This window comes from Acidovorax sp. GBBC 1281 (assembly GCF_028473645.1).
Taxonomy (GTDB): domain Bacteria; phylum Pseudomonadota; class Gammaproteobacteria; order Burkholderiales; family Burkholderiaceae_C; genus Paracidovorax.
Window position 1 is genome coordinate 2,002,089 of the sequence record NZ_CP097269.1, and the last position, 25,667, is coordinate 2,027,755.

Annotated in this window: 24 protein-coding genes and 2 tRNA genes; 24 read left to right on the forward strand and 2 right to left on the reverse strand. The window is 64.2% G+C overall.

The window, feature by feature from the left end; genetic code table 11:
* Positions 1-38 precede the first annotated feature (38 nt).
* The 15 genes from M5C96_RS09080 (at position 39) to M5C96_RS09150 (ending at position 15,293) form a co-directional block, all read left to right on the forward strand.
* Positions 39-1,046: an isoaspartyl peptidase/L-asparaginase family protein gene (locus M5C96_RS09080; protein WP_272568657.1), complete on the forward strand. Its 1,008-nt coding sequence runs from the start codon at positions 39-41 to the stop codon at positions 1,044-1,046.
* Between the two features lie 75 nt (positions 1,047-1,121).
* A complete protein-coding gene (locus M5C96_RS09085) occupies positions 1,122-3,005 on the forward strand; it encodes a dipeptide ABC transporter ATP-binding protein (protein WP_272568660.1) in 1,884 nt (627 codons plus the stop codon).
* A 97-nt stretch (positions 3,006-3,102) separates the two neighbouring features.
* Positions 3,103-4,641: a glutathione ABC transporter substrate-binding protein GsiB gene (gene gsiB / locus M5C96_RS09090; protein WP_272568662.1), complete on the forward strand. Its 1,539-nt coding sequence runs from the start codon at positions 3,103-3,105 to the stop codon at positions 4,639-4,641.
* Positions 4,642-4,732: 91 nt separating this feature from the next.
* Positions 4,733-5,653, forward strand: coding sequence for a glutathione ABC transporter permease GsiC (gene gsiC / locus M5C96_RS09095; RefSeq protein ID WP_272568664.1), 921 nt, complete (start codon positions 4,733-4,735; stop codon positions 5,651-5,653).
* A 43-nt stretch (positions 5,654-5,696) separates the two neighbouring features.
* The gene (gsiD, locus tag M5C96_RS09100) at positions 5,697-6,635 is read left to right on the forward strand and encodes a glutathione ABC transporter permease GsiD (RefSeq protein WP_272568665.1); all 939 of its coding nucleotides are present in this window, start codon (positions 5,697-5,699) and stop codon (positions 6,633-6,635) included.
* The gene (locus M5C96_RS09105; protein ID WP_272568666.1) at positions 6,632-7,720 is read left to right on the forward strand and encodes a P1 family peptidase; all 1,089 of its coding nucleotides are present in this window, start codon (positions 6,632-6,634) and stop codon (positions 7,718-7,720) included. Before gsiD ends, M5C96_RS09105 begins: the two co-directional genes overlap by 4 nt.
* Before the next feature lie 10 nt (positions 7,721-7,730).
* Positions 7,731-8,549 carry a M55 family metallopeptidase gene (locus tag M5C96_RS09110; protein ID WP_272568668.1) on the forward strand — a complete coding sequence of 273 codons (819 nt, stop codon included), beginning with the start codon at positions 7,731-7,733 and terminating at the stop codon, positions 8,547-8,549.
* On the forward strand, positions 8,546-9,313 hold the full coding sequence (locus M5C96_RS09115; protein ID WP_272568669.1) for an aspartate/glutamate racemase family protein: 768 nt from the start codon (positions 8,546-8,548) through the stop codon (positions 9,311-9,313). The genes M5C96_RS09110 and M5C96_RS09115 overlap by 4 nt, the downstream gene beginning before the upstream one ends.
* Positions 9,314-9,374: 61 nt before the next feature.
* Positions 9,375-11,423: an excinuclease ABC subunit UvrC gene (uvrC, locus tag M5C96_RS09120; protein ID WP_272568671.1), complete on the forward strand. Its 2,049-nt coding sequence runs from the start codon at positions 9,375-9,377 to the stop codon at positions 11,421-11,423.
* Between the two features lie 54 nt (positions 11,424-11,477).
* A complete protein-coding gene (pgsA, locus tag M5C96_RS09125; RefSeq protein ID WP_272568672.1) occupies positions 11,478-12,047 on the forward strand; it encodes a CDP-diacylglycerol--glycerol-3-phosphate 3-phosphatidyltransferase in 570 nt (189 codons plus the stop codon).
* Positions 12,048-12,396: 349 nt separating this feature from the next.
* Complete coding sequence (locus M5C96_RS09130) at positions 12,397-12,669, forward strand: HU family DNA-binding protein (RefSeq protein ID WP_007858657.1); 273 nt, start codon at positions 12,397-12,399, stop codon at positions 12,667-12,669.
* Positions 12,670-12,687: 18 nt separating this feature from the next.
* A tRNA-Val gene (locus tag M5C96_RS09135) sits at positions 12,688-12,763 on the forward strand.
* 59 nt (positions 12,764-12,822) lie between these two features.
* On the forward strand, positions 12,823-14,745 hold the full coding sequence (locus M5C96_RS09140) for a SurA N-terminal domain-containing protein (protein ID WP_272568673.1): 1,923 nt from the start codon (positions 12,823-12,825) through the stop codon (positions 14,743-14,745).
* A 50-nt stretch (positions 14,746-14,795) separates the two neighbouring features.
* Positions 14,796-14,871: transfer RNA gene (locus M5C96_RS09145), tRNA-His, on the forward strand.
* A 95-nt stretch (positions 14,872-14,966) separates the two neighbouring features.
* Positions 14,967-15,293 (forward strand): hypothetical protein, encoded by a 327-nt coding sequence (locus tag M5C96_RS09150; protein ID WP_272568674.1) that lies wholly within the window; start codon positions 14,967-14,969, stop codon positions 15,291-15,293.
* 69 nt (positions 15,294-15,362) lie between these two features.
* Here the strand turns inward: M5C96_RS09150 and ygfZ are convergent, their stop codons facing one another.
* Positions 15,363-16,280, reverse strand: a complete 918-nt coding sequence (gene ygfZ / locus M5C96_RS09155) for a CAF17-like 4Fe-4S cluster assembly/insertion protein YgfZ (protein ID WP_272568675.1) — start codon at positions 16,278-16,280, stop codon at positions 15,363-15,365.
* Between the two features lie 46 nt (positions 16,281-16,326).
* Here ygfZ and mltG point away from each other — a divergent pair, with 46 nt between their 5' ends.
* From mltG to M5C96_RS09185, 6 genes are read left to right on the forward strand one after another with little or no spacing between them, the layout of a single operon-like run.
* Positions 16,327-17,328 carry an endolytic transglycosylase MltG gene (gene mltG, locus M5C96_RS09160; protein WP_272568676.1) on the forward strand — a complete coding sequence of 334 codons (1,002 nt, stop codon included), beginning with the start codon at positions 16,327-16,329 and terminating at the stop codon, positions 17,326-17,328.
* Positions 17,329-17,357: 29 nt separating this feature from the next.
* On the forward strand, positions 17,358-18,038 hold the full coding sequence (gene tmk / locus M5C96_RS09165; protein WP_272569666.1) for a dTMP kinase: 681 nt from the start codon (positions 17,358-17,360) through the stop codon (positions 18,036-18,038).
* A complete protein-coding gene (locus M5C96_RS09170; protein WP_272568677.1) occupies positions 18,035-19,042 on the forward strand; it encodes a DNA polymerase III subunit delta' in 1,008 nt (335 codons plus the stop codon). Before tmk ends, M5C96_RS09170 begins: the two co-directional genes overlap by 4 nt.
* Positions 19,043-19,061: 19 nt before the next feature.
* The gene (locus tag M5C96_RS09175; protein ID WP_272568678.1) at positions 19,062-19,421 is read left to right on the forward strand and encodes a PilZ domain-containing protein; all 360 of its coding nucleotides are present in this window, start codon (positions 19,062-19,064) and stop codon (positions 19,419-19,421) included.
* Positions 19,422-19,481: 60 nt separating this feature from the next.
* Positions 19,482-20,294, forward strand: a complete 813-nt coding sequence (locus M5C96_RS09180) for a TatD family hydrolase (protein ID WP_272568680.1) — start codon at positions 19,482-19,484, stop codon at positions 20,292-20,294.
* Positions 20,291-20,971 (forward strand): ankyrin repeat domain-containing protein, encoded by a 681-nt coding sequence (locus tag M5C96_RS09185; protein ID WP_272568681.1) that lies wholly within the window; start codon positions 20,291-20,293, stop codon positions 20,969-20,971. The genes M5C96_RS09180 and M5C96_RS09185 overlap by 4 nt, the downstream gene beginning before the upstream one ends.
* 48 nt (positions 20,972-21,019) lie before the next feature.
* Here the strand turns inward: M5C96_RS09185 and msbA are convergent, their stop codons facing one another.
* Positions 21,020-22,801 carry a lipid A export permease/ATP-binding protein MsbA gene (gene msbA, locus M5C96_RS09190; RefSeq protein ID WP_272568682.1) on the reverse strand — a complete coding sequence of 594 codons (1,782 nt, stop codon included), beginning with the start codon at positions 22,799-22,801 and terminating at the stop codon, positions 21,020-21,022.
* 122 nt (positions 22,802-22,923) lie between these two features.
* On the opposite strand from msbA, the gene tolB reads away from it, so the two are divergent.
* The 3 genes from tolB to ybgF are packed head-to-tail and all read left to right on the forward strand — an operon-like array spanning position 22,924 to position 25,636.
* Entirely contained in the window at positions 22,924-24,243 is a 1,320-nt protein-coding gene (gene tolB, locus M5C96_RS09195) for a Tol-Pal system beta propeller repeat protein TolB (protein WP_272569667.1), read from the forward strand.
* Positions 24,244-24,290: 47 nt separating this feature from the next.
* Positions 24,291-24,842, forward strand: coding sequence for a peptidoglycan-associated lipoprotein Pal (gene pal, locus M5C96_RS09200; protein WP_272568683.1), 552 nt, complete (start codon positions 24,291-24,293; stop codon positions 24,840-24,842).
* Positions 24,842-25,636: a tol-pal system protein YbgF gene (ybgF, locus tag M5C96_RS09205; RefSeq protein ID WP_284428093.1), complete on the forward strand. Its 795-nt coding sequence runs from the start codon at positions 24,842-24,844 to the stop codon at positions 25,634-25,636. Before pal ends, ybgF begins: the two co-directional genes overlap by 1 nt.
* Positions 25,637-25,667: the final 31 nt, after the last annotated feature.

A 25,667-nucleotide genomic window follows, 5' to 3' on the forward strand; every position in this document is an offset into this window, starting at 1 on the left:
TCCCATCCACTTCGCTGACCGGTTTCGCCGCTTCTTCCATGACCGTTTTTCCGTCTCCTTCCGGCCGTCCCGTTCCGGTGATCGCCATCCACGGCGGTGCCGGCACGCTGAGCCGCGCGCAGATCGACGCCCGGCAGGAGCGGGCCTACCACGGTGTGCTGCAGGACGTGCTGCGCGCCGGACAGGCGGTGCTGGAGCAGGGCGGGTCCGCCGCCGATGCGGTGTGCACGGCCGTGCAATTGTTGGAAGATTGCCCACTTTTCAACGCCGGGCATGGCGCGGTGTTCACCGCCGACGCGACCCATGAACTGGATGCCGCGCTGATGGAGGGCGCCACGCTGGCGGCCGGCGCGGTGGCCGGCGTGCGCCACGTGCGCAACCCCATCCTGGCGGCCCGCGCGGTGCTGCGCCAGGGGCAGCATGTCCTCATGGCGGGCGAGGGCGCCGAGCGCCTGGCGCGCGATGCGGGGCTGGCCATGGTCGAGCCCCACTACTTTTCGACCGAAGCCCGGCGCGCCCAGTTGCTGGCCGCGCAGGCCCGCCAGTCGGGCGCCGTGCTGGACCACGACGGCGCCGCTGCAATGGCCGGCCTGTCGGGCCGCGCGCTGGACGAAGACCGCAAGATGGGCACCGTGGGCGCGGTGGCGCTGGATGCCCTGGGCCACCTCGCAGCGGCCACCTCCACGGGCGGCATGACCAACAAGCGTCCCGGCCGCGTGGGCGACAGCCCGCTCATCGGCGCGGGCACCTATGCGGACGACCGCACGGCCGCCGTGTCGTGCACGGGCCATGGCGAAGCCTTCATCCGCGTGAGCGCGGCGCACGACATCTGTGCGCGCATGGCCTACGGCGGCGCCTCGCTGGAGGCGGCTGTCGATGCCGTGGTGCATGGCGCGCTGCCTGCCGTGGGCGGCACCGGGGGCCTGATTGCGGTGGACCGCCACGGCAACGTGTGCCTGCCGTTCAACACCGAGGGCATGTACCGCGGGCTGGCCCGCGTCGGCCACGCGGCCGAGTCCTTCATCTTCCGCACGTCGGATGCATGAAGCCCACGGGCCAATGCATCGACCGACCGACTGGCTGCCTGATCGCCTGACCGAATTTCCTATCCCTGTCCTGCCATGACCCCAACCCCTTCGAGCGCGACGACCTCCCTGGCCCTTGCAGAGCAGCGCGTGCTGGCCGTGGACGATATGACGGTCCGCTTTGCCAATTCCGAGCGCACGGTGGACGCCGTGCGCAACCTGTCCTTCCACGTGGACCGGGGCGAAACGCTGGCCATCGTGGGCGAGTCGGGCTCGGGCAAGTCCGTCACTTCGCTGGCGCTGATGCGGTTGGTCGAGCATGGCGGCGGAAAGATCGTGGGCGGCTCCATCGCACTGCGCCGCAGCAGCGGGCAGGTGCTGGACATGCGCCGCGCCAGCAACGCCACGCTGCAGTCGGTGCGTGGCGCCGACGTGGCCATGATCTTCCAGGAGCCCATGACCTCGCTGAACCCCGTCTTCACGGCGGGCGAGCAGATCGCGGAGTCCATTCGCTACCACCAGGGCAAGGACCGGGCGGCGGCGCGCGCCGAGGCCCTGCGCATGCTGGAGCTGGTGCGCATTCCCGAGGCGCGCAACGTGCTCGACCGGTTTCCGCACCAGCTGTCCGGCGGCATGCGCCAGCGCGTGATGATCGCCATGGCGCTGTCGTGCAAGCCGCAACTGCTGATCGCCGACGAGCCCACCACCGCGCTGGACGTGACCATCCAGGCGCAGATCCTGCAGCTGATCCGCCAACTGCAGGAGGAGATGCGTATGGGCGTGATCTTCATCACCCACGACATGGGCGTGGTGGCCGAGGTGGCCGACCGCGTGCTGGTCATGTACCGCGGCGACAAGGTGGAAGAGGGCCCTTCCGCCCAGATCTTCGCCGCCCCGCAGCATGCCTACACGCAGGCGCTGCTGTCGGCCGTGCCCAAGCTGGGCGCCATGCAGGGCACCGACCTGCCGCGGCATTTCGAACTGCTGCGACCTTCCGGCGATGCCGCGACGGCGCCGGTCCTGCAATCCACCCCGGTGGATACACGCCCCGCAGGGGCCCAGCCCATCCTGCGCGTGAAAGACCTGGTGACGCGTTTCGACCTGCGCTCGGGGCTGTTCAACCGCGTCAAGCGCCGCGTGCACGCGGTGGAGAAGGTGAGCTTCGACCTCTATCCGGGCGAGACGCTGGCGCTGGTGGGCGAGTCCGGCTGCGGCAAGTCCACCACGGGCCGCTCGCTGCTGCGGCTGGTGGACAGCCAGAGCGGTGCCATCGAGTTCGGCGGACGCAACATCCTGGACCTGCCCACGAGCGAGGTCCAGGCGCTGCGCCGCGACATCCAGTTCATTTTCCAGGACCCGTTCGCCTCCCTCGACCCGCGCCTGACCGTCGGCTTTTCGATCATGGAGCCGCTGCTGGTGCACAAAGTGGCCAGCGGCCGGCAGGCGCAGGAGCGCGTGGACTGGCTGCTGGAAAAGGTGGGGCTGCCGCGCGACTACGCGCAGCGCTACCCGCACGAGTTCTCGGGCGGCCAGCGCCAGCGCATCGCCATCGCACGGGCGCTGGCCCTCAACCCCAAGGTGGTGGTGGCGGACGAATCCGTGTCGGCACTGGATGTGTCCATCCAGGCGCAGATCGTCAACCTGATGCTGGACCTGCAGCGCGAGCTGGGGGTGGCGTTTCTTTTCATCTCGCACGACATGGCCGTCGTCGAGCGCATCAGCCACCGCGTGGCGGTGATGTTCCTCGGCCAGATCGTGGAGATCGGGCCGCGCCGCGCGATCTTCGAGAACCCGCAGCACGCCTATACCAAAAAGCTCATGTCCGCCGTGCCCGTCGCCGACCCGGCGCGCCGGCACCTCAGGCGCACGCTGCTGGAGGGGGACATTCCCAGCCCCATCCGCGCGGTGGGCGACGAGCCCGTGGTGCTGCCGATGGTGCAGGTGGGACCCGGCCATTTCGTGGCGCCGCAAGGGGGGTGATGTTTCCAACTCAAATCGACCTTCAGCGCTTGCCTGGCAAGCGAAAGCAGCTATCCATTTTGAAAACCCCTGATCTTTTCCACACCGGAGTTCAACCATGAAGAAAGCTTCCACCCGCCGCATCGCCTTCAGCCTGCTGGCCCTGGCCATGTCCGGCTCCGCACTGGCCGCCGGCAACGCCGTGCTGGCCATCTACCAGCAGCCCGAGACGCTCGACCCCTACAACACCAACACGACCATCACCACGGCCGTGACCAAGAGTTTCTACGAAGGCCTGTTCGCGTTCGACAAGGACATGAAGGTCAAGAACGTGCTGGCCGAGAGCTACGAAGTGTCGAACGACGGCCTCGTCTATACCTTCAAGCTGCGCTCGGGCGTCAAGTTCCACGACGGCACCGACTTCAACGCCGCCGCGGCCAAGGCCACCCTCGACCGCGTGATGAACCCCGAGAACCGCCTGCTGCGCGCCAACCAGTTCAACCGCGTCGCCAAGGTCGAGGCCGTAAACCCGACCACGCTGCGCATCACGCTCAAGGAGCCCTTCGGCCCCTTCATCAATGCGCTGGCCCACGCTTCGGCCGCGATGATCTCGCCCGCCGCGCTGGCCAAGTGGGGCAGCAAGGACATCGCCTTCCACCCCGTGGGCACCGGCCCGTTCGAGTTCGTCGAATGGAAGCAGACCGAGGCCATCGTGGGCAAGAAGTTCGCGGGATACTGGAAGAAGGGCTACCCCAAGGTCGATCAGGTCACCTGGAAGCCTGTGATCGAGAACAACACCCGCGCCGCCATGCTGCAGACGGGCGAAGCCGACTTCGCCTTCACGCTGCCCTATGAGCCGATCGCCACGCTCAAGAAGAGCGACAAGGTCACGGTCGTGTCCGCGCCGTCGATCATCCAGCGCTTCCTCACCTTCAACATGCTGCAAAAGCCGTATGACAACCCCAAGGTGCGCGAAGCCATCGGCTACGCCATCAATAAGGAAGCGCTGGCCAAGGTGGCCTTCAACGGCCATGCCTTCCCGGCCCAGGGCTTCGTGCCGCAGGGCGTGGAATACGCGGTGAAGATGCAGCCCATTCCCTACAACGTGGCCAAGGCCAAGGAACTGCTGAAGGAAGCGGGCTACCCCAACGGTTTCGAATCCGTGCTGTGGAGCGGCTACAACAACACCACCAGCCAGAAGGTGATCCAGTTCATCCAGCAGCAGTTGCAGCAGGTCGGCATCAAGGTGTCGGTGCAGGCGCTGGAGCCCGGCCAGCGCGCCGAGCAGGTGGATTCATGGCCCGATCCCAAGACCGCCAAGGTGCGCCTTTATTACATCGGCTGGTCTTCCTCCACCGGCGAGGCCGACTGGGCGCTGCGCCCCCTGTTCTCCACGGAGTCCTGGGCGCCGAAGCTGGCGAACTACGCCTTCTATAGCAACCCCGTGGTGGACGAGTCCATCGCCAAGGCGCTGCTGACCACCAACGGAGCCGAGCGCGAAGCGCTCTACAAGACCGCGCAGGAGCAGCTCGCCAAGGACCTGCCGCGCATCCCGCTGGTGACGGAGGACGTGCTGTACGCCCACGCCAAGCGCCTGTCCGGTGTGCATGTGATGCCCGACGGCAACATCAACAGCGACGAGATCGACCTGAAATAACAGGACAAGACCGCCCCGCGCGCTGATCTGGCGCGCGGGCTGCTCCTGTTTTCATCAAAAAACACATCGCTGCGACCGCAGCGCCGCACCCATGCTGAACTACTTTCTCAAACGACTGCTGGGACTCTTGCCCACGCTGCTGATCGTGGCTGTGCTGGTGTTCCTGTTCGTCCACATGCTGCCCGGCGACCCCGCGCGCCTGGCGGCGGGCCAGGACGCCGACGAGGCCGCCGTCGCGGTAGTGCGCCACGACCTGGGCCTGGACAGGCCACTGCCCGAGCAGTTCGTGCACTTCTTCACGCGCATGGTTCAGGGCGACTTCGGCAAGTCCATCCGCACCGGCCGCACGGTGGCGGCCGAGATCGGCGAGCGCTTCATGCCCACGCTGGCGCTCACGGTCACCAGCATGGTCTGGGCGGTGATCTTCGGCATGGGCATCGGCATCATCTCGGCCGTGTATCGCAATCAATGGCCCGACCGGCTGGGCATGACGCTGGCGGTGTCGGGCATCTCGTTTCCCGCGTTCGCGCTGGGCATGGTGCTGATGCAGGTGTTCTCGGTCAACCTGGGCTGGCTGCCCACGGTGGGTGCGACAAGCTGGCAGCACTACATCCTGCCCTCCATCACGCTGGGGGCCGCCGTCGCCGCGGTGATGGCGCGCTTCACCCGAGCCTCGTTCGTCGAGGTGGTGCAGGAAGACTTCGTGCGCACGGCGCGCGCCAAGGGGCTCAACGAGCGCCTCGTGATCTTGAAGCATTGCCTGCGCAATGCGCTCATTCCCGTCATCACCATGATGGGGCTGCAGTTCGGCTTCCTGCTGGGCGGCTCCATCGTGGTGGAGGCCGTCTTCAACTGGCCGGGCCTGGGTCGCCTGCTGGTGGATGCCGTGACCATGCGGGACTACCCCGTGATCCAGACGCTGGTGCTGCTGTTCTCGCTGGAGTTCATCCTCATCAATCTCGTGGTGGACATGCTCTACGGCTTCATCAATCCCACCATCCGCTACAAGTGACCACGGCGGCCTGCATCCCATTCCACGAACACGAAGAGACGGTATGACCACGCCCTCCATCCCCACGCCCCCCGATGCCGCGCAACTGGCGGCCGCCTCGGTGGCGCCTGCCGCTGCCAGTTCCGGCGCGGTCCGCACGCCCTGGCGCGAGTTCTGGCGCAAGTTCAAGAAGCAGCGCGTGGCCATGGTGGCGCTGGCTTTCGTGCTGCTGCTGGTGCTGGTGGCCGTGCTGGCACCGGTCCTGGTGCCTTACGACCCCGAAGGCTTTTTCGACTACGAAAGGCTGAACGAACTGCCGTCGGCCGTCCACTGGTTCGGCGTGGACCCGCTGGGGCGCGACATCTTCAGCCGCATCCTGATGGGCGCGCGAATCTCGCTGGCGGCGGGATTCCTGTCGGTGCTCATCGGCTGCCTGATCGGCACGACCCTCGGTCTGCTGGCCGGGTACTACGAGGGATGGTGGGACCGCGTGGTGATGCGCATCTCGGACGTGCTGTTCGCCTTCCCCGGCATCTTGCTGGCGCTCGGCGTGGTAGCCATCCTGGGCAGCAACATGACGAACGTCATCGTGGCCGTGGCGGTGTTCAGCGTGCCGGCCTTCGCGCGGCTGGTGCGCGGCAACACGCTGGTGCTCAAGCAGATGACCTACATCGAATCGGCGCGCAGCATCGGTGCGTCGGACTGGACCATCATCGTACGGCACATCCTGCCGGGCACGATCTCTTCGATCGTCGTGTACTTCACGATGCGCGTGGGCACCTCGATCATCACGGCGGCCAGCCTGTCGTTCCTGGGCATGGGCGCGCAGCCGCCCACGCCGGAATGGGGCGCCATGCTCAACGAGGCCCGTGCGGACATGGTGAACGCACCGCACGTGGCGCTGTTCCCCAGCCTGGCCATTTTCCTGACCGTGCTCGCCTTCAATTTGCTGGGGGACGGCTTGCGCGATGCCCTCGACCCGAAGATCGACCGGCAGTCATGAGGCCGTCTTCGACAGGCATCACGGCGGCATTGGTGCCGCCACGCATCGGCAACCTGCTGGCCGGGCCACTCGATGCCATCACCGACGTGGCGGGCGTGACCGTGGGGCATGCGACGCGCGATGACGGTCCGGTGCAGACCGGCGTCACCGTGATCCATCCGCATGGGCTGGACCCCTATCGCCACAAGGTGCCGGCCGGTGCGGCGGTGATCAATGGCTTCGGCAAGAGCGTGGGCCTGGTGCAGTTGGCGGAATTGGGGCAACTGGAGACGCCTATCGCGTTGACCAACACCTTCTCCGTCAGTGCCATGGCCCAGGCGCAGATCCGCCAATGCATCGAGGCCAATCCGGAGACGGGCAGGGCGTTGCCCACGGTCAATCCGCTGGTGCTGGAGTGCAATGACGGTTTTTTGAACGACATCCAGCGCATGGCCCTGGACGGGGGCGACTACCTGGCGGCGTGCAGCAACGCCGGCGCGCGCTTTGCACAGGGTTCGGTGGGCTCGGGGCGGGGTATGTCGAGTTTCCAGCTGAAAGGCGGCATCGGCACGGCGTCGCGCCGGGTGCCGCTGCGCCAGGGGGGCATCTGCACGGTCGGAGCGCTGGTGCTGGCCAACTACGGGCTGCTTCCGAACCTGGTATGGGGCGGCAAGGCCATCGGTGCCGAAGTGGCCACCCTGCTGGACGACAGCGCGCGCGCGCAGTCTGCGGAGACCGAACGCGGCTCCATCATCATGGTGCTCGCCACCGATGCGCCGCTGGATGCCCGCCAACTGAATCGTCTGGCCCTGCGCGCGGGCGCAGGGCTGGCACGCACCGGCTCGGTCTACGGCCATGGCAGCGGCGACATCGCCCTGGCGTTCTCCACGGGCTACACCGTGCCGCATCTGGCGGACCAGCCCATGCCGGCCACGCCGATGCTGCACGAAACCTTGCTGGACGGCCTGTTCCAGGCTGCGGCCGACAGCGTGGAACAAGCCATCGTCCATGCCCTGTGGCATGCCACGCCCGTCACCGGCCGGGATGGGCACCGCCGCCCTGCATTGCGCGGGTTGCTGCCCTGTCTGCCCGCATCGATTTCCTGAAGACCCCTCCATGAAAATTCTCATTTCCGTCGATATCGAAGGCGTCGCGGGCGTCTACCACCCCGAGCAGGTGCGGCCCGGCAATCCCGAATACGAGCGCGCGCGGCGCCTGATGGCGGCCGAGGCCAACGCGGCGATCGAAGGCGCCTTCGATGCCGGGGCCTCCGAGGTCTACGTGAACGATTCGCACGGTGGTTTCCGGAACATGCCGCCGGACCTGCTGGACGAACGGGCGCAGGCCATCCAGGGCAAGCCCCGCTACCTGAGCATGGTGGCGGGCGTGGAACTGGGTATGGACGGCGTATGCATCATCGGCTATCACTCCCGAGCCCAGGGGCGCGGCATTCTGGCCCACACCATCAACAGCTTCGCCTTCGCGCGCATCGCCTTCAACGGGCAGGAACTGGGCGAGGCGGGGATCTATGGCGCCCTGGCAGGCGCCTATGGGGTGCCGGTGATCATGGGGTCGGGTGACGACGTGTTCATCGCGGAAACCCAGCCGCTGTTTCCCCAGGCCCGGTTCGTGCAGACCAAGCGGGCGACGGGCCAGACGAGCGGTATCAGCCTGTCGCCTGCGCAGTCCTGCGCGGCCATCCGGGCGGGCGTGGCGGCAGCCGTGCGGGATTGCGCTGCCGTGCCGCCTTTTCGCATCGAGGGCGAGATTCTGGTGGACGTGCAGGCCCAGACGCCTGCCCTGGCTGATCTGTTCTGCCAGTGGCCCACGCTGGAGCGCGCGGCCTCCGACGCCGTGCGCTTTCAGGCCCCCGACACCGAGTCCGCCGTGCGAATGGTCAATTGCCTGTCGGCCATGTCGAGCATGCTGCGATGAACGGCGAACCGCATTCCTTTGGCACGCCCGCGAAGGTCGGCATCCTGGCCGGCATGGGACCGGCGGCAGGCGTGGATTTCGCCCGCCTGTTTCTCAAGGCGTCCGAGCGCTGGTTGCAGGACCATGGCCTGGCGGTTCAGGACCAGGCATTCCCCGAGCACTGGATGGCACAGGTCCCGGTGGCGGACCGGTCCCGCGCGCTCAGCGATGCAAACGCACCGCAGCCATTGGACGAAATGGCGCGGGTGCTGCAGCAACTCTCGGCCGTGGGCGCCCGCGCCGTGGCCATCTCGTGCAATACCGCGCACGCCTGGCACGCTGCGCTGCAGGAGCGAGTGCCGTCCGTGGACCTGCTGCACATCGCGCGGGAGACTGCCGCCGAATTGCAGCGGCGGGGCATCCGCCAAGTGGCGCTGCTGGCCACGCAAGGCACCTACGGCATGGGCCTGTACGACACCGTCATGGCGGCCCATGGCATCGAATGCGTGATTCCCGATCCCTCCGAGCGTGAAGAACTCATGCAGGGCATCTACCAAGGGGTCAAGGCCGGGAACCTGGCGTTGGCGCAGGCATGTTTCACGCGCGTGGGCAGGCAGTTGCGTGGGCGCCATGGCGATGGCATCGCCTTGATTATGGCCTGCACCGAAATCCCGCTGGCCTTGCCTCAGGCCCCGCAGGCGCAAGGCTGGACACTGATCGATCCTTCCGAAATCCTGGCCATGGCGCTGGCCCGCAAGGCCTACGAAGGGCACGCCGGGCACTGATCCGGCAGGGCTTGGCCGTTGCGGCATGCGACGGGGCGCAGAGACTGGCCACAATAGCGCCATGTCCGATGTGCATTCCCCCGAACTCCTCGCGCAAGTGGCCGCGCTGCCGCCGCTGCCGGGTGTCTACCGCTACTTTGATGCGCAAGGCGCCTTGCTCTATGTGGGCAAGGCACGCAACCTCAAGAAGCGCGTCTCCAGCTACTTCACCAAGACCCATGGCGGTACGCGGATCGGCCACATGGTGGGCCGGATCGTCCGGCTGGAAACCACGGTGGTGCGCTCCGAGGCCGAGGCACTGCTGCTGGAAAACAACCTCATCAAGTCGCTGAATCCGAAATACAACATTCTGTTTCGGGACGACAAGAGCTATCCGTATCTCAAGATCACCGGCGTGGCCGGCAAGGACGGCACCGGCGAGGCGCCAAGCCAGCTCTTCCCGCGCATGGCCTACTACCGCGGCGCCATCGACAAGCGGCACCGCTACTTCGGTCCTTACCCGGGGGCCTGGGCGGTCAAGGAAACCATCTTGCTGCTGCAGAAGGTGTTTCGCCTGCGCACCTGCGAAGACACGGTGTTTGCCAACCGCACCCGGCCCTGCCTGTTGTATCAGATCAAGCGCTGTACGGGTCCCTGCGTGGATTTGATCTCGCCCCAGGCCTACGCGAGCGATGTCGCGCATGCGGAAGCCATGCTGCGGGGCGAGACGCAAGAGCTGCTGCGATCGATGGAGGCCCGCATGATGGAGCATTCCGGCCGCCTCGAGTTCGAGCAGGCAGCCGATGTACGCAACCAGATCACCGCGCTGTCGCGCGTGCTGCACCAGCAGGCCATCGAAACCGTGTCCGACAAGGATGTGGACATTCTGGCAGTGAAGGTGCTGGGGGGGCGCGCCTGCGTGAATCTGGCCATGGTGCGGGGAGGTCGGCACCTGGGCGACCGGGCGTACTTTCCCGTGCACGTGGAAGACGCTGCGGCCGTATTCCAGGCAGAGGAGGCCGCGGACGACGCCGGGCCCACGGGTGAGGCCGCATCCATTGAAGGCGGGCAGGGCGGTGAATTGGCTGGCGCCACGGTGGATGAAGGAAAGTCGGCTCAGTCCGTGCGTTCTGCACCGGCGCGTTCCGTCGAGGCGCAGGTGCTGGAGGCCTTCATCGCGCAGCATTACATCGGCGTGCCGGTGCCCCCTGCGCTCATCGTGAGCCACCCGGTCGATCGCGCATTGATCGATGCGCTGTCCCAACAGACCGGCGTGCGGGTGACGGCGGTGCACCAGCCGCGGGAGCAGCGCCGCGCCTGGCTGGACATGGCTCAGAAAAATGCAGACATCCAGCTGGCCCGCCTGCTGGCCGAAGAGGGTTCGCAGCAGGCGCGTACCCGGGCCCTCGCCGAGGCGCTGGACCTGAGCGAAGAGGACCTCGATACCCTCACGATCGAGTGCTTTGACATTTCGCACACGGCGGGCGAGTCCACCCAGGCGTCTTGCGTGGTGTTCCACCATCACAAAATGCAGAGCAGCGAGTATCGGCGCTTCAAGATCGAAGGCATCACGGGCGGAGACGACTATGCAGCCATGCGGCAGGTGCTCATGCGCCGCTACAGCAAGGTCGCGGAAGCGCAGCGCGAGGCCGGGGGCGCGGAGCCCGCGCCAGGCCAGGCCCGGCTGCCCGACCTGGTGCTGGTGGACGGCGGCAAGGGGCAGGTGAGCATGGCGCGCGAGGTGTTCACCGAACTCGGCCTGGACCTCAGTCGCATCGTCGGCGTTGAGAAAGGCGAGGGCCGAAAGGTGGGGCTGGAAGAATTGGTGTTTGCCGATGGGCGTGAAAAGGTCTACCTGGGCCGGGACTCTGCTGCCTTGATGCTGGTCGCTCAGATCCGCGACGAGGCGCACCGCTTCGCGATTACCGGCATGCGGGCGGCGCGGGCCAAGATGCGTGTGGGCGGGGGGCAACTGGAAGAGATTCTGGGCGTGGGGCCGAAGAAGCGGGCTCGGCTGCTGCAGCGGTTCGGCGGCGTGCGCGGTGTCGCAGCGGCCAGCGTGGAGGACCTGATCACGGTGGAGGGCATTTCGCGCGATCTGGCCGAGGAGATCTATCGCGCGCTGCGTTGACTGGATTGGCCTCGTTCGGCGATGGTGGGCGAACGGGCATGACACAATCGCCGCATGTTCCTGACCATCCCCACCATCATGACCTGGACGCGCATCGTCGCGATACCTTTGATCGTGGGGGTGTTCTACGCGCCACTGGAGCCGACCACGCGCAATCTCATCGCGACGGTGATGTTCGTCATCTTCGCCGCGACGGACTGGCTGGATGGCTATCTGGCGCGCAAGCTCAACCAGACCTCGTCGTTCGGCGCCTTCCTCGACCCGGTGGCAGACAAGTTCCTGGTCTGTGCCTCCTTGCTCGTGCTCGTGCATCTGCAGCGGGCCGATGTCTTCGTTGCGATGATCATCATCGGGCGCGAAATCGCAATCTCGGCACTTCGCGAGTGGATGGCGCAAATCGGCGCGTCGCGCAGCGTGGCCGTGCACATGCTCGGCAAGGTCAAGACCACGGTGCAGATGATCGCGATCCCTTTTCTTCTGTACGACGGACAGCTGTTCGGCGTGGTCGACACGGGCGTCTGGGGCACGTGGCTGATCTGGATTGCCGCTGTGCTCACGGTGTGGTCGATGGTGTATTACCTTCAGAAGGCGCTTCCGGAAATTCGGGCGCGGGTCAAGAAGTGACGGTGCATTGCATCGTGAATGGACGGGTGGTGCGAGCACGGAAATTCCGTCCAGCAGATTGTCAATACGGGATGTGCCTATGGGCGCAACGCCACCGAGAAAAAGCCCTTGGAAGCCCCGGCCCGCTTCACAAATGCGTCTAGAATTCGCTGCTACGCTGCCGTAAAACGGCGCACTGTATTGACACCCGGAAAGTCGATGGCTTTAATCTGACACAGCAGAATCTGCCCCAGTGTCAGCCCTTCCCCGCCTGCTTGATGTGCCACTTCGTTGCGGCTCGGTACGGCGCGTGTCGGAGGGCCAGATTTGCAAAAGACATTCCATCCACTCTTTTCCCGAGAGGCTTCTTGTGAATAAAACCGAACTGATTGAGCACATTGCTAACAACGCCGACATCTCCAAGGCTGCAGCAGCGCGAGCGCTGGAGTCCACGATCGAGGCGGTCAAGAAGACCCTGAAGAAGGGCGGTACGGTGTCTCTCGTCGGTTTTGGCACTTTTGCCGTGGGCAAGCGCGCTGCGCGCACCGGCCGTAATCCCCGTACGGGCGATACGATTAAGATCAAGGCTGCTAAAGTCCCGAAGTTCCGTCCAGGCAAGGCATTGAAGGATGCTCTGAACTGATGGTTTATGTTTAAGGTGGGGTGCTTAGCTCAGTTGGTAGAGCGGCGCCCTTACAAGGCGTAGGTCGGCGGTTCGACCCCGTCAGCACCCACCACTGAACAAAAAGGCGAACGCGAGTTCGCCTTTTCTTTTGTCGCCACTGAAAGATCGCACATGTTCGAATCCATCCGCAAGCACTCCAAGATCGTGATGTTCTTGCTGTTCTTGCTGATCATTCCGTCTTTTGTCCTTGTCGGCATCGACCGCAGCTACTTCTCCAGCAAGAGTCCAGTGGTCGCACGCGTCGATGGCCACGACATCACGCAGGACGAATGGGACAACGCCCATCGCGCTGAAACGGACCGCATTCGCGCGCAATCTCCCACGGTGGATGCCAAGCTGCTCGACACGCCTCAGGCGCGCTATGCGACCTTGGAGCGGATGGTGCGTGATCGTGTTTTGCAGACCGCCGCGCAGAAGATGCACCTCATCGCCAGCGACGCGCAGCTGGCCCGCACTTTGCAGGGCATTCCTGCCATCGCGAATCTCAGGCGCCCGGATGGAACGCTGGATGCGGAGGCCTATCGCGCCATCGTGGGAGCGCAGGGACTGACGCCGGAAGGTTTTGAAGCCAATGTGCGCCGCGACATTTCCGTGAATCAGGTGATGTCGGGTGTGCTGGGTTCGGCCTTCAGCAGCAACGCACAATCTCAACTGGCGCTGGACGCGTTGTATCAGCGGCGCGAAATCCAGATCGCGCGCTTCAATGCCGCCGACTTCGCCACCAAGGTCACCCCTTCGGATGCCGACCTGGAGGCTTATTACACGTCGCATGCAGCGTCGTTCCAGCAGTCCGAGCAGGCCAACATCGAATATGTGGTGCTGGACACGAATGCAGTGCAGTCCAGCATCGTCGTGAACGAAGAAGACCTGCGCACCTACTACAAGCAAAATCTGGAACGCTTGGCTGGCAAGGAAGAGCGCCGCGCCAGCCATATCCTGATCAATGCGAGCAAGGACGCCCCTGCTGCAGATCGCGAAAAAGCCAAGGCACGTGCGACCGAACTGCTGGAGCAGGTTCGCAAGGCCCCTGGCACGTTCGCCGAATTGGCCAAGAAATACTCGCAGGATACTGGCTCCGCAGCCTCTGGCGGAGATCTGGATTTCTTCGCCCGCGGTGCGATGGTCAAACCGTTCGAGGATGCCGCCTTCTCCATGAAGAAGGGCGAGATCAGCAACGTGGTGGAGTCCGACTTCGGCTATCACATCATTTTGTTGACCGACATCAAGGCGCCCAAGCAACCCAGCTTCGAGCAATTGCGCCCCACGCTAGAGACAGAGCTGAAGCAGCAGCAGGCCCAACGCAAGTTTGCGGAAGTGGCCGAAGCGTTCACCAACGGGGTGTACGAACAGGCAGACGGTCTGCAATCCGTCGCAGAGAAGCTCAAGCTCAAGGTGCAGACCGCCAATGGCGTGACGCGCACGCCTGCTGCGGGGGCGCAGGGGCCTTTAGCCAATCAGCGCTTCCTGGAGGCTCTGTTCTCCCCGGATTCGCTGGAGCACAAGCGGAACACCGAAGCCATCGAAACCGGGCCCAGCGCCCTGGTGGCCGGGCGAATCACGTCGTATACGCCTGCGCGTGCATTGCCGCTGCAAGATGTTCGTGCCCGCGTGAAGGATTTGTATGTGGCTGAGAAGTCCGCGGAAATGGCTCGCAAGGAAGGTGAAGCCAAGCTTGCGGCCTGGAAGGCTGCACCTGCATCGGCCACAAGCCTCGCGCCTGCGCTCACCGTCTCTCGGGATCAGCCGCAGAATCTGCCTCGGCCTGTGATCGATGCCGCGCTGCAGTCCAATGTGGATGCTTTGCCTTCATGGACTGGCGTGAGCCTGGGCGCCCAGGGCTACGCTGTGGTGAAGGTCAACCGCTTGGTGCCCCGTCCTGCCCCTGATGAGGCGGCAAACCGCCAACAACATCAGCAGTATGCGCAGGCTGCAGGTTCCGCGGAAGCGTTGGCGTATTACGAATTGCTGAAAGACCGCTTCAAGGTGCAGTTCAAGGTACCTCGCCCAGCGGTTGCGCCTGTTCTGGAAAATTGATGGCTTTTTCTCAGAGGTCGATTGATTTGTGGGTATAATTTGAGTCTGCGGTGGCTGTAGCTCAGTTGGTAGAGTCCAGGATTGTGATTCCTGTTGTCGTGGGTTCGAGCCCCATCAGCCACCCCAAGTCATCAAAAGCGCTGCAATCGAAAGATTGCAGCGCTTTTTTCTTATGCGCGTGGTGTTTACCCATTTCAGTTAGATCATGAATTGTTCACGTCTTGGCCTTGTACAAGGCCAAGCCGCCTACAAGAACAGTGAGGTCACCTGAGCAGAATGGGGAAATTCTGAAAGGGCTGGAAATGCATGAGAAGCACGCGCAAGAGACAGTTTTTGGGGTGGCCGACGGAGCCACTTACACGGCCGAGTTGTGCCTGAGCAAGGCAGGGCGTTACTACTTCGCACAGATCCAGGTAGACGGCCATAACTTGCCTCTACCCGATGGCAATTGGCCTAACCGCGACGAAGCTATGGTCGCACTCTCCGATTTTGCTTCCGGTGCGCGCAAGCCGGATGAAACGCAAGTGGAAAGTGCTACGAGGAAGTGATTTAGCTCGCCGAAGGGGCGAAATCAAGCATGCAAGAGGCGTGCACAAACCTTCATGCAGGTCTTCAGCTCAGATGTCTTCCAGCAATGCATAAGGCAGCGTTCCTAACGCGAGGGGCACTCCCTCAGCGCCGCCTGCGCGCAGCGATTCGCCTGTGGATGCGATTTGGAGGGAAACCAGGGCATCCATGCCTCCATCTGGAGACGCTGCTGTTTGCACCACCACACCGCAAGGTTGTTCGCTGTCGCTGGCGGCGAACACCTCCAATCCGACCGCAATGGGTTGGGCTGCGTGGGCGAGATAGGTGCGTCGTTTCAATGTGCCACGGAATTGACTGCGAGCCACGATCTCCTGGCCGGGGTAGCAGCCCTTCTTGAAATTCACGCCTCCGATGGATTCGTAATTCAACATTTGAGGCACGAACAAGTCCACGAGGGGCGCTGTCAGGGTTGCCACTCCACTCTGGACTTCGCTCCACTCCCACAAGCCAGGCGCAAGAAAATTCCCGGCCGGCGCAGGAGCGATGGACGGTGCCACCCACAGTGCGCGCGGCTGACCCACTGCCGGATACAGATGCACCACAGTGGCAACGTCCCGATCGGCTTTGGACCACGGTAAGGGTGGCTCACCCGCTGTCAGCGCGGTCACCGCAGCCCCTGCCAAGCCATACAGGGCGAAATCTGCCGTGGCATCGCTCAACCGGGCCTTGGCACGCAGCACGAACATGGACAGCCGTTTGAGCGTAGGAGCGAGCAAGTCGCCACTGCAAATCAACAGCACTTCCGTGGCGCTGCGATTGAAGCCGATGAAGCTGGCCTGCACCCGTCCCTTGGCGGAAAGGAATGCGGCCAATCGGGCCTGATCCATGCCCAGCAGCGCGAAATCCTGGGTGAGCTGGCCATGAAGGAATTTCGCTGCATCTTCCCCTTCCACGCGAATCACGCCGAGGTGGGGCAGGGGGGCTATGCCATTCAAGGGATAAGTCATGGCTGAATTATGATGCCCGGTTCCTTCCCTACAGGCTGCCAAGGTTGTGCGTCGTTTTTTCGCGTTGTTGCTAGTCATTGTGTGCTCCGCGACTGCGGCAGCGGTGTGGTGGTTGCACCAGCCCATGCCCGTTCGCAGCGGCGTGTCCTCCGCGCAGCCGCTGGAGTTGGCGATCGAGCCGGGCACCACGCCCCGCGGTGTCGCGCGTGATGTGGTCGCTGCCGGTGTCGACTCCGATCCACGTTTGCTCTACTCCTGGTTTCGCTTGTCCGGTCAGGATCGCCTGATCAAAGCCGGGAACTACGAAATTCCGCCAGGCACCACCCCACGCGAGCTGCTGCAAAAACTCGTGCGTGGGGAAGAGGCTCTGCGCGCCGTCACCTTGGTAGAGGGATGGACCTTTCGGCAGGTCCGCCAGGCGCTGGCGCGGGAAGACCAGTTAAAGCCCGATACCAAAGGCCTCGCTGACGACGCCATCATGGCGCGCCTTGAGCGTCCCGGCGTGCCGGCGGAGGGCCGCTTTTTCCCCGATACCTACACCTATGCCAAAGGCAGCAGCGATTTGTCCGTGCTTCGCCGGGCGATGCATGCCATGGACCGGCGCCTGGAGGCGGCTTGGGCGCAACGTGCGGCGGACACGCCTTTGCGAAGCGCCGACGAAGCCCTCACCCTGGCGAGCATCGTGGAAAAGGAAACGGGCCGTTCTTCCGACCGCGCACAGATCGCGGGCGTCTTCAGCAACCGATTGAAGGCGGGCATGCTGCTTCAAACCGATCCCACCGTGATTTACGGTCTGGGTGAAAAATTCGACGGCAACCTGCGCCGACGTGACCTGCTTGCGGACACGCCCTGGAACACCTACACCCGTCCCGGCCTTCCCCCGACGCCCATCGCGATGCCGGGCAAAGCCTCGCTCATCGCTGCAGTCCAGCCCGAGAAGACCAAAGCCTTGTATTTCGTTGCCCGAGGCGACGGGACCAGCCAGTTCAGCCCGACCCTCGATGAGCACAACCGTGCCGTCAACCGCTACCAGCGGGGGCAGCCTTGACCATGCCCCAACACGGCAGAAAGTCCACCATGGAGCCCGCGGGCCGTTTCATCACATTCGAAGGCATCGACGGTGCGGGCAAGTCATCGCACATCGACACCTTGGCTGCGGCCTTTCGGCGCCAGGGCGAGACCGTCACGGTCACCCGGGAACCCGGTGGCACGCCGCTGGCGGAAAAGATTCGCGCGCTTTTACTGAATGACGCCATGGACGCTCTCACGGAGTCGCTGCTGGTGTTCGCGGGTCGCCGCGACCACCTGCGCTGCGTGATCGAGCCTGCATTGGCAAGGGGCGAGGTGGTGCTGTGCGATCGCTTTACGGATGCCACTTTCGCGTATCAGGGTGGCGGACGCGGCTTCGATGCGAAGGTGCTATCTATTTTAGAGCGCATCACTCAATCAGGTATTGCGCTGGAGCCTGAAAAAATGCGCAATCCTGATCTGACGATCTGGTTCGATCTTCCTCCGGAGATGGCTGCTGCACGCCTGGCCGATGCACGTGCTCCTGATCGCTTCGAATCGCAGCCTGCTGAGTTTTTTGGCCGGGTGCGGCAGGGTTATGCCGAGCGCGCCTTGGCGGCACCGCAGCGCTTCGTGCGCCTGGACGCAGGACAGCCCCGGGATGTGGTGTGGTCGCAATTGACGGGCTCGCTTGTTCAGCGAGGCTGGCTGCAGGCGGGCCCTTCAGACGTTGTCGCGGGTGCACCATGAGCCATCCTTCATTGATCGCCGCCCCGTGGATCGCCGCACAACGCCAGACGCTGCTGGCGCAGCGGGGTCATGCGTGGCTGCTGAGTGGCCCCTCCGGACTAGGTCAATACGCGTTGGCCATGGAATTGGTACGGGCCTGGTTGTGCGATACGCCCACAAAAGATGGCGCATGTGGTCACTGCGGCAGTTGCCATGCGGTCGAGGTGAGAACGCATGCGGATCTTTGCGTACTCATGCCCGAGACGCAGATGATGGAGCGCGGCTGGCCATTGCCGGAGAAGGCGCAGTCTGAAATCGACGACAAGAAGCGCAAGGCCAGCCGCGAGATCCGAGTGGATGCCATGCGGGACGCCGTGCAGTTCGCGCAGCGTACTTCTGCCCGCGGGCGTGGCAAGGCTGTGCTCGTGTACCCCGCTGAGCAGATGAACAACGTCACGGCCAATGCGTTGCTCAAGACGCTTGAGGAGCCGGCAGGCGACGTGCGATTTGTGCTGGCCACCGAGGCGGCGCACCAATTGCTGCCCACCATCCGAAGCCGCTGCCTGGGGCACACGATGCAATGGCCCACCGAATCCGACATGGTGAATTGGCTGGTTCATCAAGGTTTGGAATCCGAAGCCGCCAGCGCATTTTTGCGGGCGTGTGGTGGTCGTCCCGATGACGCACTGAGCTTGGCCCGTGCCGGGCGCAGCCCGCAATCGTGGTCGCAACTGCCCAAGGCGGTCGCCAGGGGTGATGTCACGGTGTTGGCCGATGCGTCTCCTGTCCAGGCGGTGGACGCGTTGCAGAAACTTTGCCATGACCTGATGGCGTGCAGGGTCGGCGCGGCGCCACGCTACTTTGCAGTGGCGGACCTACCGACGCCGCCGGGCCTCGGGCCATTGAGCCGTTGGGCGAAGGCTTTGGCAAAAGAGGCACGTACCGCCGATCACCCCTTCAATGCGGGGCTCATGCTGGAAGCGCTTGTTGCCCAGGCGCGAAACACCCTACACTCGCGCCATTGAAGAAGACGTCCCCAAGACCATGAGCAGCCCCTCTACCGCGCCCCGTCCCAGCGTCATGCAGCTGGCTATCAAGGAGAAGGCGGCTCTGTATGCGGCCTACATCCCCTTGTTCGCCGAAGGCGGCATCTTTGTACCGACGCAGCGCGAATACAAGCTGGGCGATGATGTCTACGTGCTGCTGACGTTGCCGGAAGACACGCAGCGCTATCCTGTCGCGGGGCGAGTGGCCTGGGTGACCCCCGCTCGGGCGGCCGGGAATCGGACACAGGGAGTCGGCATTCAGTTTCCGAGGGACGAAAAATCCCGCATTCTCAAGCTCAAGATCGAAGAGTTGCTGGGGACCAGCCTGGGATCGGATCGGCCGACGCAGACCCTCTGAGCGCCCGGCGCCGTTGCCATGCCGACCGACTGCCGGTCGGCATTTTTGTTTGGATTGCGCATGTTCACAGATTCCCACTGCCATCTCACCTTTCCGGATTTGGTCTCCCAACTGCCAGCCATTCGCCAGGCCATGGCCGATGCCAGCGTGGATCGTGCGCTCTGCATCTGCACCACCCTGGAGGAGTTCTCCGATGTGCATGGGCTGGCCATGACCTACGACAACTTCTGGAGCAGCGTGGGCGTGCATCCCGACAACGAAGGCATTGCCGAACCTTCCGAGCAGGATCTGCTCGATCGTGCTGCCTTGCCGAGGGTGATTGCCATCGGCGAGACCGGCCTCGATTACTACGGCATGGAAGACAGAAAGGGGGGGCGCAGCATCGCCGATCTGGAATGGCAGCGTGATCGTTTCCGCACGCACATCCGTGCTGCCCGCGCGTGCGGCAAGCCCTTGGTCATCCACACGAGAAGCGCCTCGGACGACACCCTGGCCATCCTGCGCGAAGAGGGCGAGAACGGAGTCGGTAACCGTGCGGGCGGGGTGTTCCACTGTTTCACCGAGACCGCCGAAGTGGCTCGCGCAGCCCTCGATCTGGGCTACTACATTTCGTTTTCCGGCATCGTGACGTTCAAGAGCGCTCAGCATTTGCGGGATGTGGCGGCTTTCGTGCCACTGGACCGGATGCTCATCGAAACCGACAGCCCCTACCTTGCGCCGGTGCCCTACCGTGGCAAGACCAACAACCCGTCCTACGTTCCCTTCGTGGCGCAGCAGTTGGCCGACGTCAAAGGGATGCCCGTGCAGGAGGTGGCGCTGGCCACGAGCCGCAATTTCGACACACTGTTCTTTTCTGGAGCCACCCCATCATGATGTTCCGTCGCCGAGTGCTAGCTTCCCTCGCTTTGGCCGCCGCGGCGCTGTGCGGCGCATGTGCCCACGCCGGTGCGTATGAGGATTTCTTTACCGCCGTATTGCGCGACGACGACTCCGGCATCAACTCATTGGTACGCCGGGGATTCGATCCGAATACGCGCAATCCGAAGGGTGAGGTCGCGCTCACGCTTGCGTTGAAAGAAGGCTCCATGCGCGCCTTTGCGGCGCTGATGGCGGCCAAGGGCATCAAGGTGGAAGAGCGGAACGTCAAGGATGAAAGCCCGCTGATGCTGGCCGCGATCAAGGGCAATGTCGAGGCGGCGCGCGCGCTGATTGCCAAGGATGCCGATGTCAACAAGACGGGGTGGACGCCTCTGCACTATGCAGCCTCCGGCACCACGCCGCAGCAGGCGGCCATCACCACGCTGCTGTTGGAAAACCATGCCTACATCGACGCCGCGTCGCCCAATGGCACCACGCCCTTGATGATGGCAGTGAGCTACGGCACGGCCGACGTGGCCAAGCTGCTGCTGGACGAAGGAGCGGACCCCACGCTGCGCAATCAGATCGGTCTGGGTGCCGCTGACTTCGCGCGGCGTGCCGACCGCAAGGACATGGAGGAACTCGTGGCAGAGGCCGTGCGCCGGCGGCAACCCCGCCGCGGACAGTGGTAGGGCGGCGGAGCGTTTCGCTTTCGGTCAGGCCCTGAGCGCAGCGGAGAGTCAGTGCCCCCCAGGGCGGGCCTGGAGCCGGGCGTAGAGGCCGCCTTGGGCGATCAATTCGGCGTGCGTGCCTTGTTCGGCAATGCGTCCCCGCTCCATCACCACCACCCGGTCGGCATGCTCGATGGTGGACAGGCGGTGCGCGATCACGAGCGTGGTGCGCCCCTGCATGAGGCGCTGCAGTGCGTCTTGCACCAGACGCTCTGATTCGGTATCCAGTGCCGATGTGGCTTCGTCCAGGATGAGGATCGGCGCATCCTTGTAAAGCGCTCGAGCGATGGCCAGGCGCTGGCGCTGCCCGCCCGACAGCTGCGTCGCGTTGTGCCCCACCACGGTGTGCATGCCGGAAGGCAGCGCCGCCACATGCTCGGCTAGGTTCGCGGCCGCCAGACAGTCCTGCACGCGCTGCTCATCGATTTCGCCGCCCAACGCCACGTTGGCTGCCACCGTGTCATTGAACATCACCACGTCCTGGCTGACCATGGCAAATTGCGACCGCAGGGCTTGCAGGTTCCATTGCGATACAGGCTGGCCATCCAGGAGGACCTGGCCTGCGCTCGGCGCAATGAAGCGGGGCAACAGGTTTACCAAAGTGGTTTTGCCGGCGCCGGACGGGCCTACGAGCGCCACGGTTTCTCCGGGGTGCACGGTCAGGTTCACACGGTCCAGGGCCGTGGCCTGCTCTTCGCCGAACGCCACGGTGACGCCTTCCAGGGTAATGGCTCCCGAGGTGCGTGCGGGCGCGTGGTTGCCTCCGCCCTCTGCCCGGGTGTCCCCTAGCAGGGCCAATCCGCGTTCGAGGGCCGCGACTCCCCGGGTCACGGGATTGGCCACGTCCGCCAGGCGGCGGATCGGTGCGATCAGCATGAGCATCGCGGTGATGAATGCCGCAAAGCCACCCACGGTCACATCGCGGTCGCCGCTGGCATGGCTTTGCCAGAGCGCCACGCAAATAACGCCCGACAGGGCCGCGGCGGCGAGCAACTGGGTGAGGGGGGTCATCGCCGCCGAGGCGATGGTGGCCTTGATGGCCAGTCGCCGCAGGCTCTGGCTCAGAACACCGAAGCGCCGCGACTGGCTGGGTTGTGCCCCGTGCAGCCGAACCATGCGATGGGCCAGCACGTTTTCTTCCACCACATAGGCCAACTGGTCGGTCGCTTCCTGGCTGCTTTTGGTGATGCGATAGAGCCGCCGGGACAGCGTCTTCATGATCCAGGCCACGCCCGGCACCACGATGGCGACGATGAGCGTGAGCTGCCAATTGAGGTAGAGCAGGTAACCCAGCAGCGCAATCAGGGTGAATCCGTCGCGAGACAGCCCCATCAGCGCCTGCACTAGCAGCGTGGCACCGGTCTGCACTTCGTACACCACCGTGTTAGACAGAGTGCTGGCCGACTGCCGCGTGAACAGGGCCATTTCGGCTGCGAGCAGGCGGTCGAAGAGCGCCTCGCGCAGCTTCATCATGCCTTCGTTGGCAATGCGGGCGAGGGCGTATTGACCCGCGAACTGCGCCAGTCCCCGCACCAGAAACACACCCATGATGGCCAGCGGGACCATCCAGAGTTTCAAGGAGCCTTCGGTGAATCCCTGGTCGAGCAAAGGCTTGAGCAGGGCGGGAATGAGTGGCTCAGTGACCGCTCCGACCAGCGTGGCCAGCACGGCGAGGGTCCATGCGGAGCGCTGGTTGCCGAAGTAAACGGAAAGCCGCCGGAGCCTCGCGGCCAGGGTGAGGCAGGCAGTTTGCTCGGAAGCCGGAAGGGGGCGGGGGTCTGGGGCGTGCATGAGGCGCGGATTCTACGTAGGACCGCATCCAAACCTCGCACAGTTTGTCACAGGGGTATCCCACCAGTGTGTAACATCCACGGTCTGTCCACCGGCATTTGCTCGGTATCCGATGGCTGCCAATGACTATTGACCGAAATCCATCCTCCATTCTTGCTGCGGCTCTGCCGCACCTCTCTCGCCGGCACGCTATCACCGCGCTGGTTTCTTCCTCCGCACTGCCCGCACTGGCCCAATTCAGGGTCGAGATCACCGGCGTGGGTTTGACCCAGCTTCCCTTTGCGATCTCGCCGTTCCGTGGCGAGGCGCAGTCCCCGCAAAAGATCTCGGCCATCATCCAGGCCGACCTGGAGCGCAGTGGCCAGTTCCGGGCGGTGGATTCTTCCGGACCGGCGCTCGACGAAACGTCGCGCCCCGACGTCGCCCTGTGGAAGCAAAAGGGGGCGGAATCGCTCACGACTGGCAGCATCACGCGCTTGCCCGATGGTCGCTTCGACATCCGCTTTCGCCTGTGGGACGTGGTGCGCGGTCAGGACCTCGGTGGCCAGAGCTTCGTGGTCACGCAGGGCGACCTGCGTCTGGTGGCCCACCGCATCGCTGATTTCATCTACGAAAAGCTCACGGGCCAGCGCGGGGTGTTCTCGACCCGCATCGCGTATGTCACCAAGTCCGGCCCGCGCTACAGCCTCTGGGTGGCCGATGCGGACGGAGAGAACGCGCAATCGGCCTTGTCCAGCCCGGAACCCATCATTTCGCCGGCCTGGTCTCCCAGCGGTGGGCAATTGGCCTATGTGTCTTTCGAGTCGCGCAAGCCGGTCGTCTATGTGCACGATGTGGCCTCAGGCCGGCGCCGCCTGATCGCCAACTTCAGGGGCTCCAACAGTGCGCCTGCATGGTCTCCCGACGGCCGCACGCTCGCCGTGACCCTGAGCCGTGACGGTGGCTCGCAGCTTTACACCATCGATGCCAATGGCGGCGAGCCGCGTCGGCTCATGCAGAGCACCGGCATCGATACCGAGCCCATGTTCTCGAGCGATGGCCGGAGCATCTACTTCGTAAGCGATCGGGGCGGCGCACCGCAGATCTATAAGGTCGGCGCTTCGGGCGGCAATGCCGAGCGTGTGACGTTCACTGGTTCCTACAATATTTCCCCCAGCATCAGCCCCGACGGCAAGTGGTTGGCTTACGTCTCGCGCATCGGCGGTGCGTTCAAGCTGCACGTCATGGATCTGGCGACGGGTACCGCCACGGCCGTGACCGACACCACTGCGGATGAAAACCCCAGCTTTGCGCCCAACAGCCGCCTGATCGTCTACGCGACGCAGCAACAAGGCCGTGAAGCGCTCATGACGACCACGCTGGACGGCAAGATCAAGGCCCGCTTGGCCGGGCAGGGCGGTGATATCCGCGAGCCCGACTGGGGCCCGTTCCAAAAACAGTGACCGTCATCTTTCGATTTTTTGATCATTTGGACTTGAGGAGTATTTCAATGAACCGCTTTCCCTTCAAACGCATTTCCGCCATCTTCATCGCTGCAGCCATCGTGGCCGGCTGCAGCTCCGGCGTGAAGCTGGAAGACGTGCCTGTCGAAGATAAGGGCGCCACGTCGACGATGCCAGGCAATGCCGGCGCCAACCCCAACGGCGCTTCGCAAAGCGGCGTCGCTCCCGTGGACCTGAGCCAGTCGGCGCGCGATGGCGCAGGCCCGGTCGGCGTGAGCCGCATCGTGTACTTCGACTACGACAGCTATGCGGTCAAGCCGGAGTTCCAGTCGCTGATCGAGCAGCACGTCCGTTTCATCAAGGCAGGCCAGAACCGCAAGGTCATGATCGAAGGGCACACCGACGAGCGTGGTGGCCGCGAATACAACTTGGCCCTTGGCCAAAAGCGCGCAGAAGCGGTGCGCCGTTCGCTCGCCTTGCTCGGCGTGTCGGAAGCCCAAATGGAGGCTGTGAGCTTCGGCAAAGAAAAGCCTGCGGCACAGGGCAGCACGGAAGACGTGTACGCCCAGAATCGCCGCGTTGAGCTGTCTTACCGTTGATGAGCGCGCAGATGGTGGTTCCCCGCAAGGCACTTGCCCTGCTGGCCTTGGCCCTGTCGGCGGCTTTCGCTCCGGCAAGCCACGCCGCGCTGTTCGAGGATGAAGAAGCACGCCGCGCCATTCTGGAATTGCGCCAGCGTGTGGACACGCTGCAACAGGCCAACCAGCGTGCGGGTGACGATCTTCGCCGCTCTGGCGACGAGACTTCCCAGATGCGCCGAAGCCTGCTCGATCTGCAAACGCAGATCGAAACCCTGCGGACCGAGCAGGCCAATCTGCGTGGGCAGAACGAGCAGCTGCTGCGGGATGTCTCGGAGTTGCAGCGCCGTCAGAAAGACATCGCCCAAGGCGTTGACGAACGGCTGCGCCAGTTCGAACCTGCCAAGGTCACGATGGATGGTCAGGAGTTCCAGGCCGATCCCGCCGAAAAGCGGGATTTCGATGCGGCACTGGCGGTCTTTCGCACTGGAAAATTTCCGGATGCCGTGAGCGCATTCGGAAATTTCCTGAAGCAGTACCCCCGCAGCGGCTATGCGCCTTCCGCCAGGTTCTGGCTGGGCAATGCCCAATACGCTACGCGCGATTACAAAGAAGCCATCAACAACTTCAAGGCCTTGCTGGCTGCTGCGCCTGACCATGCGCGTGCCCCGGAAGCTGCGTTGTCGATCGCCAACTGCCAGATCGAGTTGAAGGACACGCGCGCCGCCCGCAAGACGCTGGAAGACCTGATCCGCGTCTACCCCCAGTCCGAAGCGGCTGGAGCGGCCAAAGAACGCTTGTCGCGCCTGAAGTGACAGTCACGGTAGAGCCTTCTGCAAAACCCCA

Bases quoted from the DNA above. Each gene is read 5' to 3' on its own strand.
- gsiB (WP_272568662.1), top strand. From the start codon at position 3,103: ATGAAGAAAGCTTCCACCCGCCGCATCGCCTTCAGCCTGCTGGCCCTG.
- M5C96_RS09105 (WP_272568666.1), top strand. From the start codon at position 6,632: ATGAGGCCGTCTTCGACAGGCATCACGGCGGCATTGGTGCCGCCACGC.
- pgsA (WP_272568672.1), top strand. From the start codon at position 11,478: ATGTTCCTGACCATCCCCACCATCATGACCTGGACGCGCATCGTCGCG.
- M5C96_RS09140 (WP_272568673.1), top strand. From the start codon at position 12,823: ATGTTCGAATCCATCCGCAAGCACTCCAAGATCGTGATGTTCTTGCTG.
- msbA (WP_272568682.1), bottom strand. From the start codon at position 22,801: ATGCACGCCCCAGACCCCCGCCCCCTTCCGGCTTCCGAGCAAACTGCC.
- tmk (WP_272569666.1), top strand. From the start codon at position 17,358: ATGGAGCCCGCGGGCCGTTTCATCACATTCGAAGGCATCGACGGTGCG.
- ybgF (WP_284428093.1), top strand. From the start codon at position 24,842: ATGAGCGCGCAGATGGTGGTTCCCCGCAAGGCACTTGCCCTGCTGGCC.
- gsiC (WP_272568664.1), top strand. From the start codon at position 4,733: ATGCTGAACTACTTTCTCAAACGACTGCTGGGACTCTTGCCCACGCTG.
- ygfZ (WP_272568675.1), bottom strand. From the start codon at position 16,280: ATGACTTATCCCTTGAATGGCATAGCCCCCCTGCCCCACCTCGGCGTG.
- M5C96_RS09080 (WP_272568657.1), top strand. From the start codon at position 39: ATGACCGTTTTTCCGTCTCCTTCCGGCCGTCCCGTTCCGGTGATCGCC.
- M5C96_RS09110 (WP_272568668.1), top strand. From the start codon at position 7,731: ATGAAAATTCTCATTTCCGTCGATATCGAAGGCGTCGCGGGCGTCTAC.
- gsiD (WP_272568665.1), top strand. From the start codon at position 5,697: ATGACCACGCCCTCCATCCCCACGCCCCCCGATGCCGCGCAACTGGCG.
- tolB (WP_272569667.1), top strand. From the start codon at position 22,924: ATGACTATTGACCGAAATCCATCCTCCATTCTTGCTGCGGCTCTGCCG.
- pal (WP_272568683.1), top strand. From the start codon at position 24,291: ATGAACCGCTTTCCCTTCAAACGCATTTCCGCCATCTTCATCGCTGCA.
- M5C96_RS09180 (WP_272568680.1), top strand. From the start codon at position 19,482: ATGTTCACAGATTCCCACTGCCATCTCACCTTTCCGGATTTGGTCTCC.
- M5C96_RS09175 (WP_272568678.1), top strand. From the start codon at position 19,062: ATGAGCAGCCCCTCTACCGCGCCCCGTCCCAGCGTCATGCAGCTGGCT.
- M5C96_RS09170 (WP_272568677.1), top strand. From the start codon at position 18,035: ATGAGCCATCCTTCATTGATCGCCGCCCCGTGGATCGCCGCACAACGC.
- uvrC (WP_272568671.1), top strand. From the start codon at position 9,375: ATGTCCGATGTGCATTCCCCCGAACTCCTCGCGCAAGTGGCCGCGCTG.
- M5C96_RS09085 (WP_272568660.1), top strand. From the start codon at position 1,122: ATGACCCCAACCCCTTCGAGCGCGACGACCTCCCTGGCCCTTGCAGAG.
- M5C96_RS09115 (WP_272568669.1), top strand. From the start codon at position 8,546: ATGAACGGCGAACCGCATTCCTTTGGCACGCCCGCGAAGGTCGGCATC.
- M5C96_RS09185 (WP_272568681.1), top strand. From the start codon at position 20,291: ATGATGTTCCGTCGCCGAGTGCTAGCTTCCCTCGCTTTGGCCGCCGCG.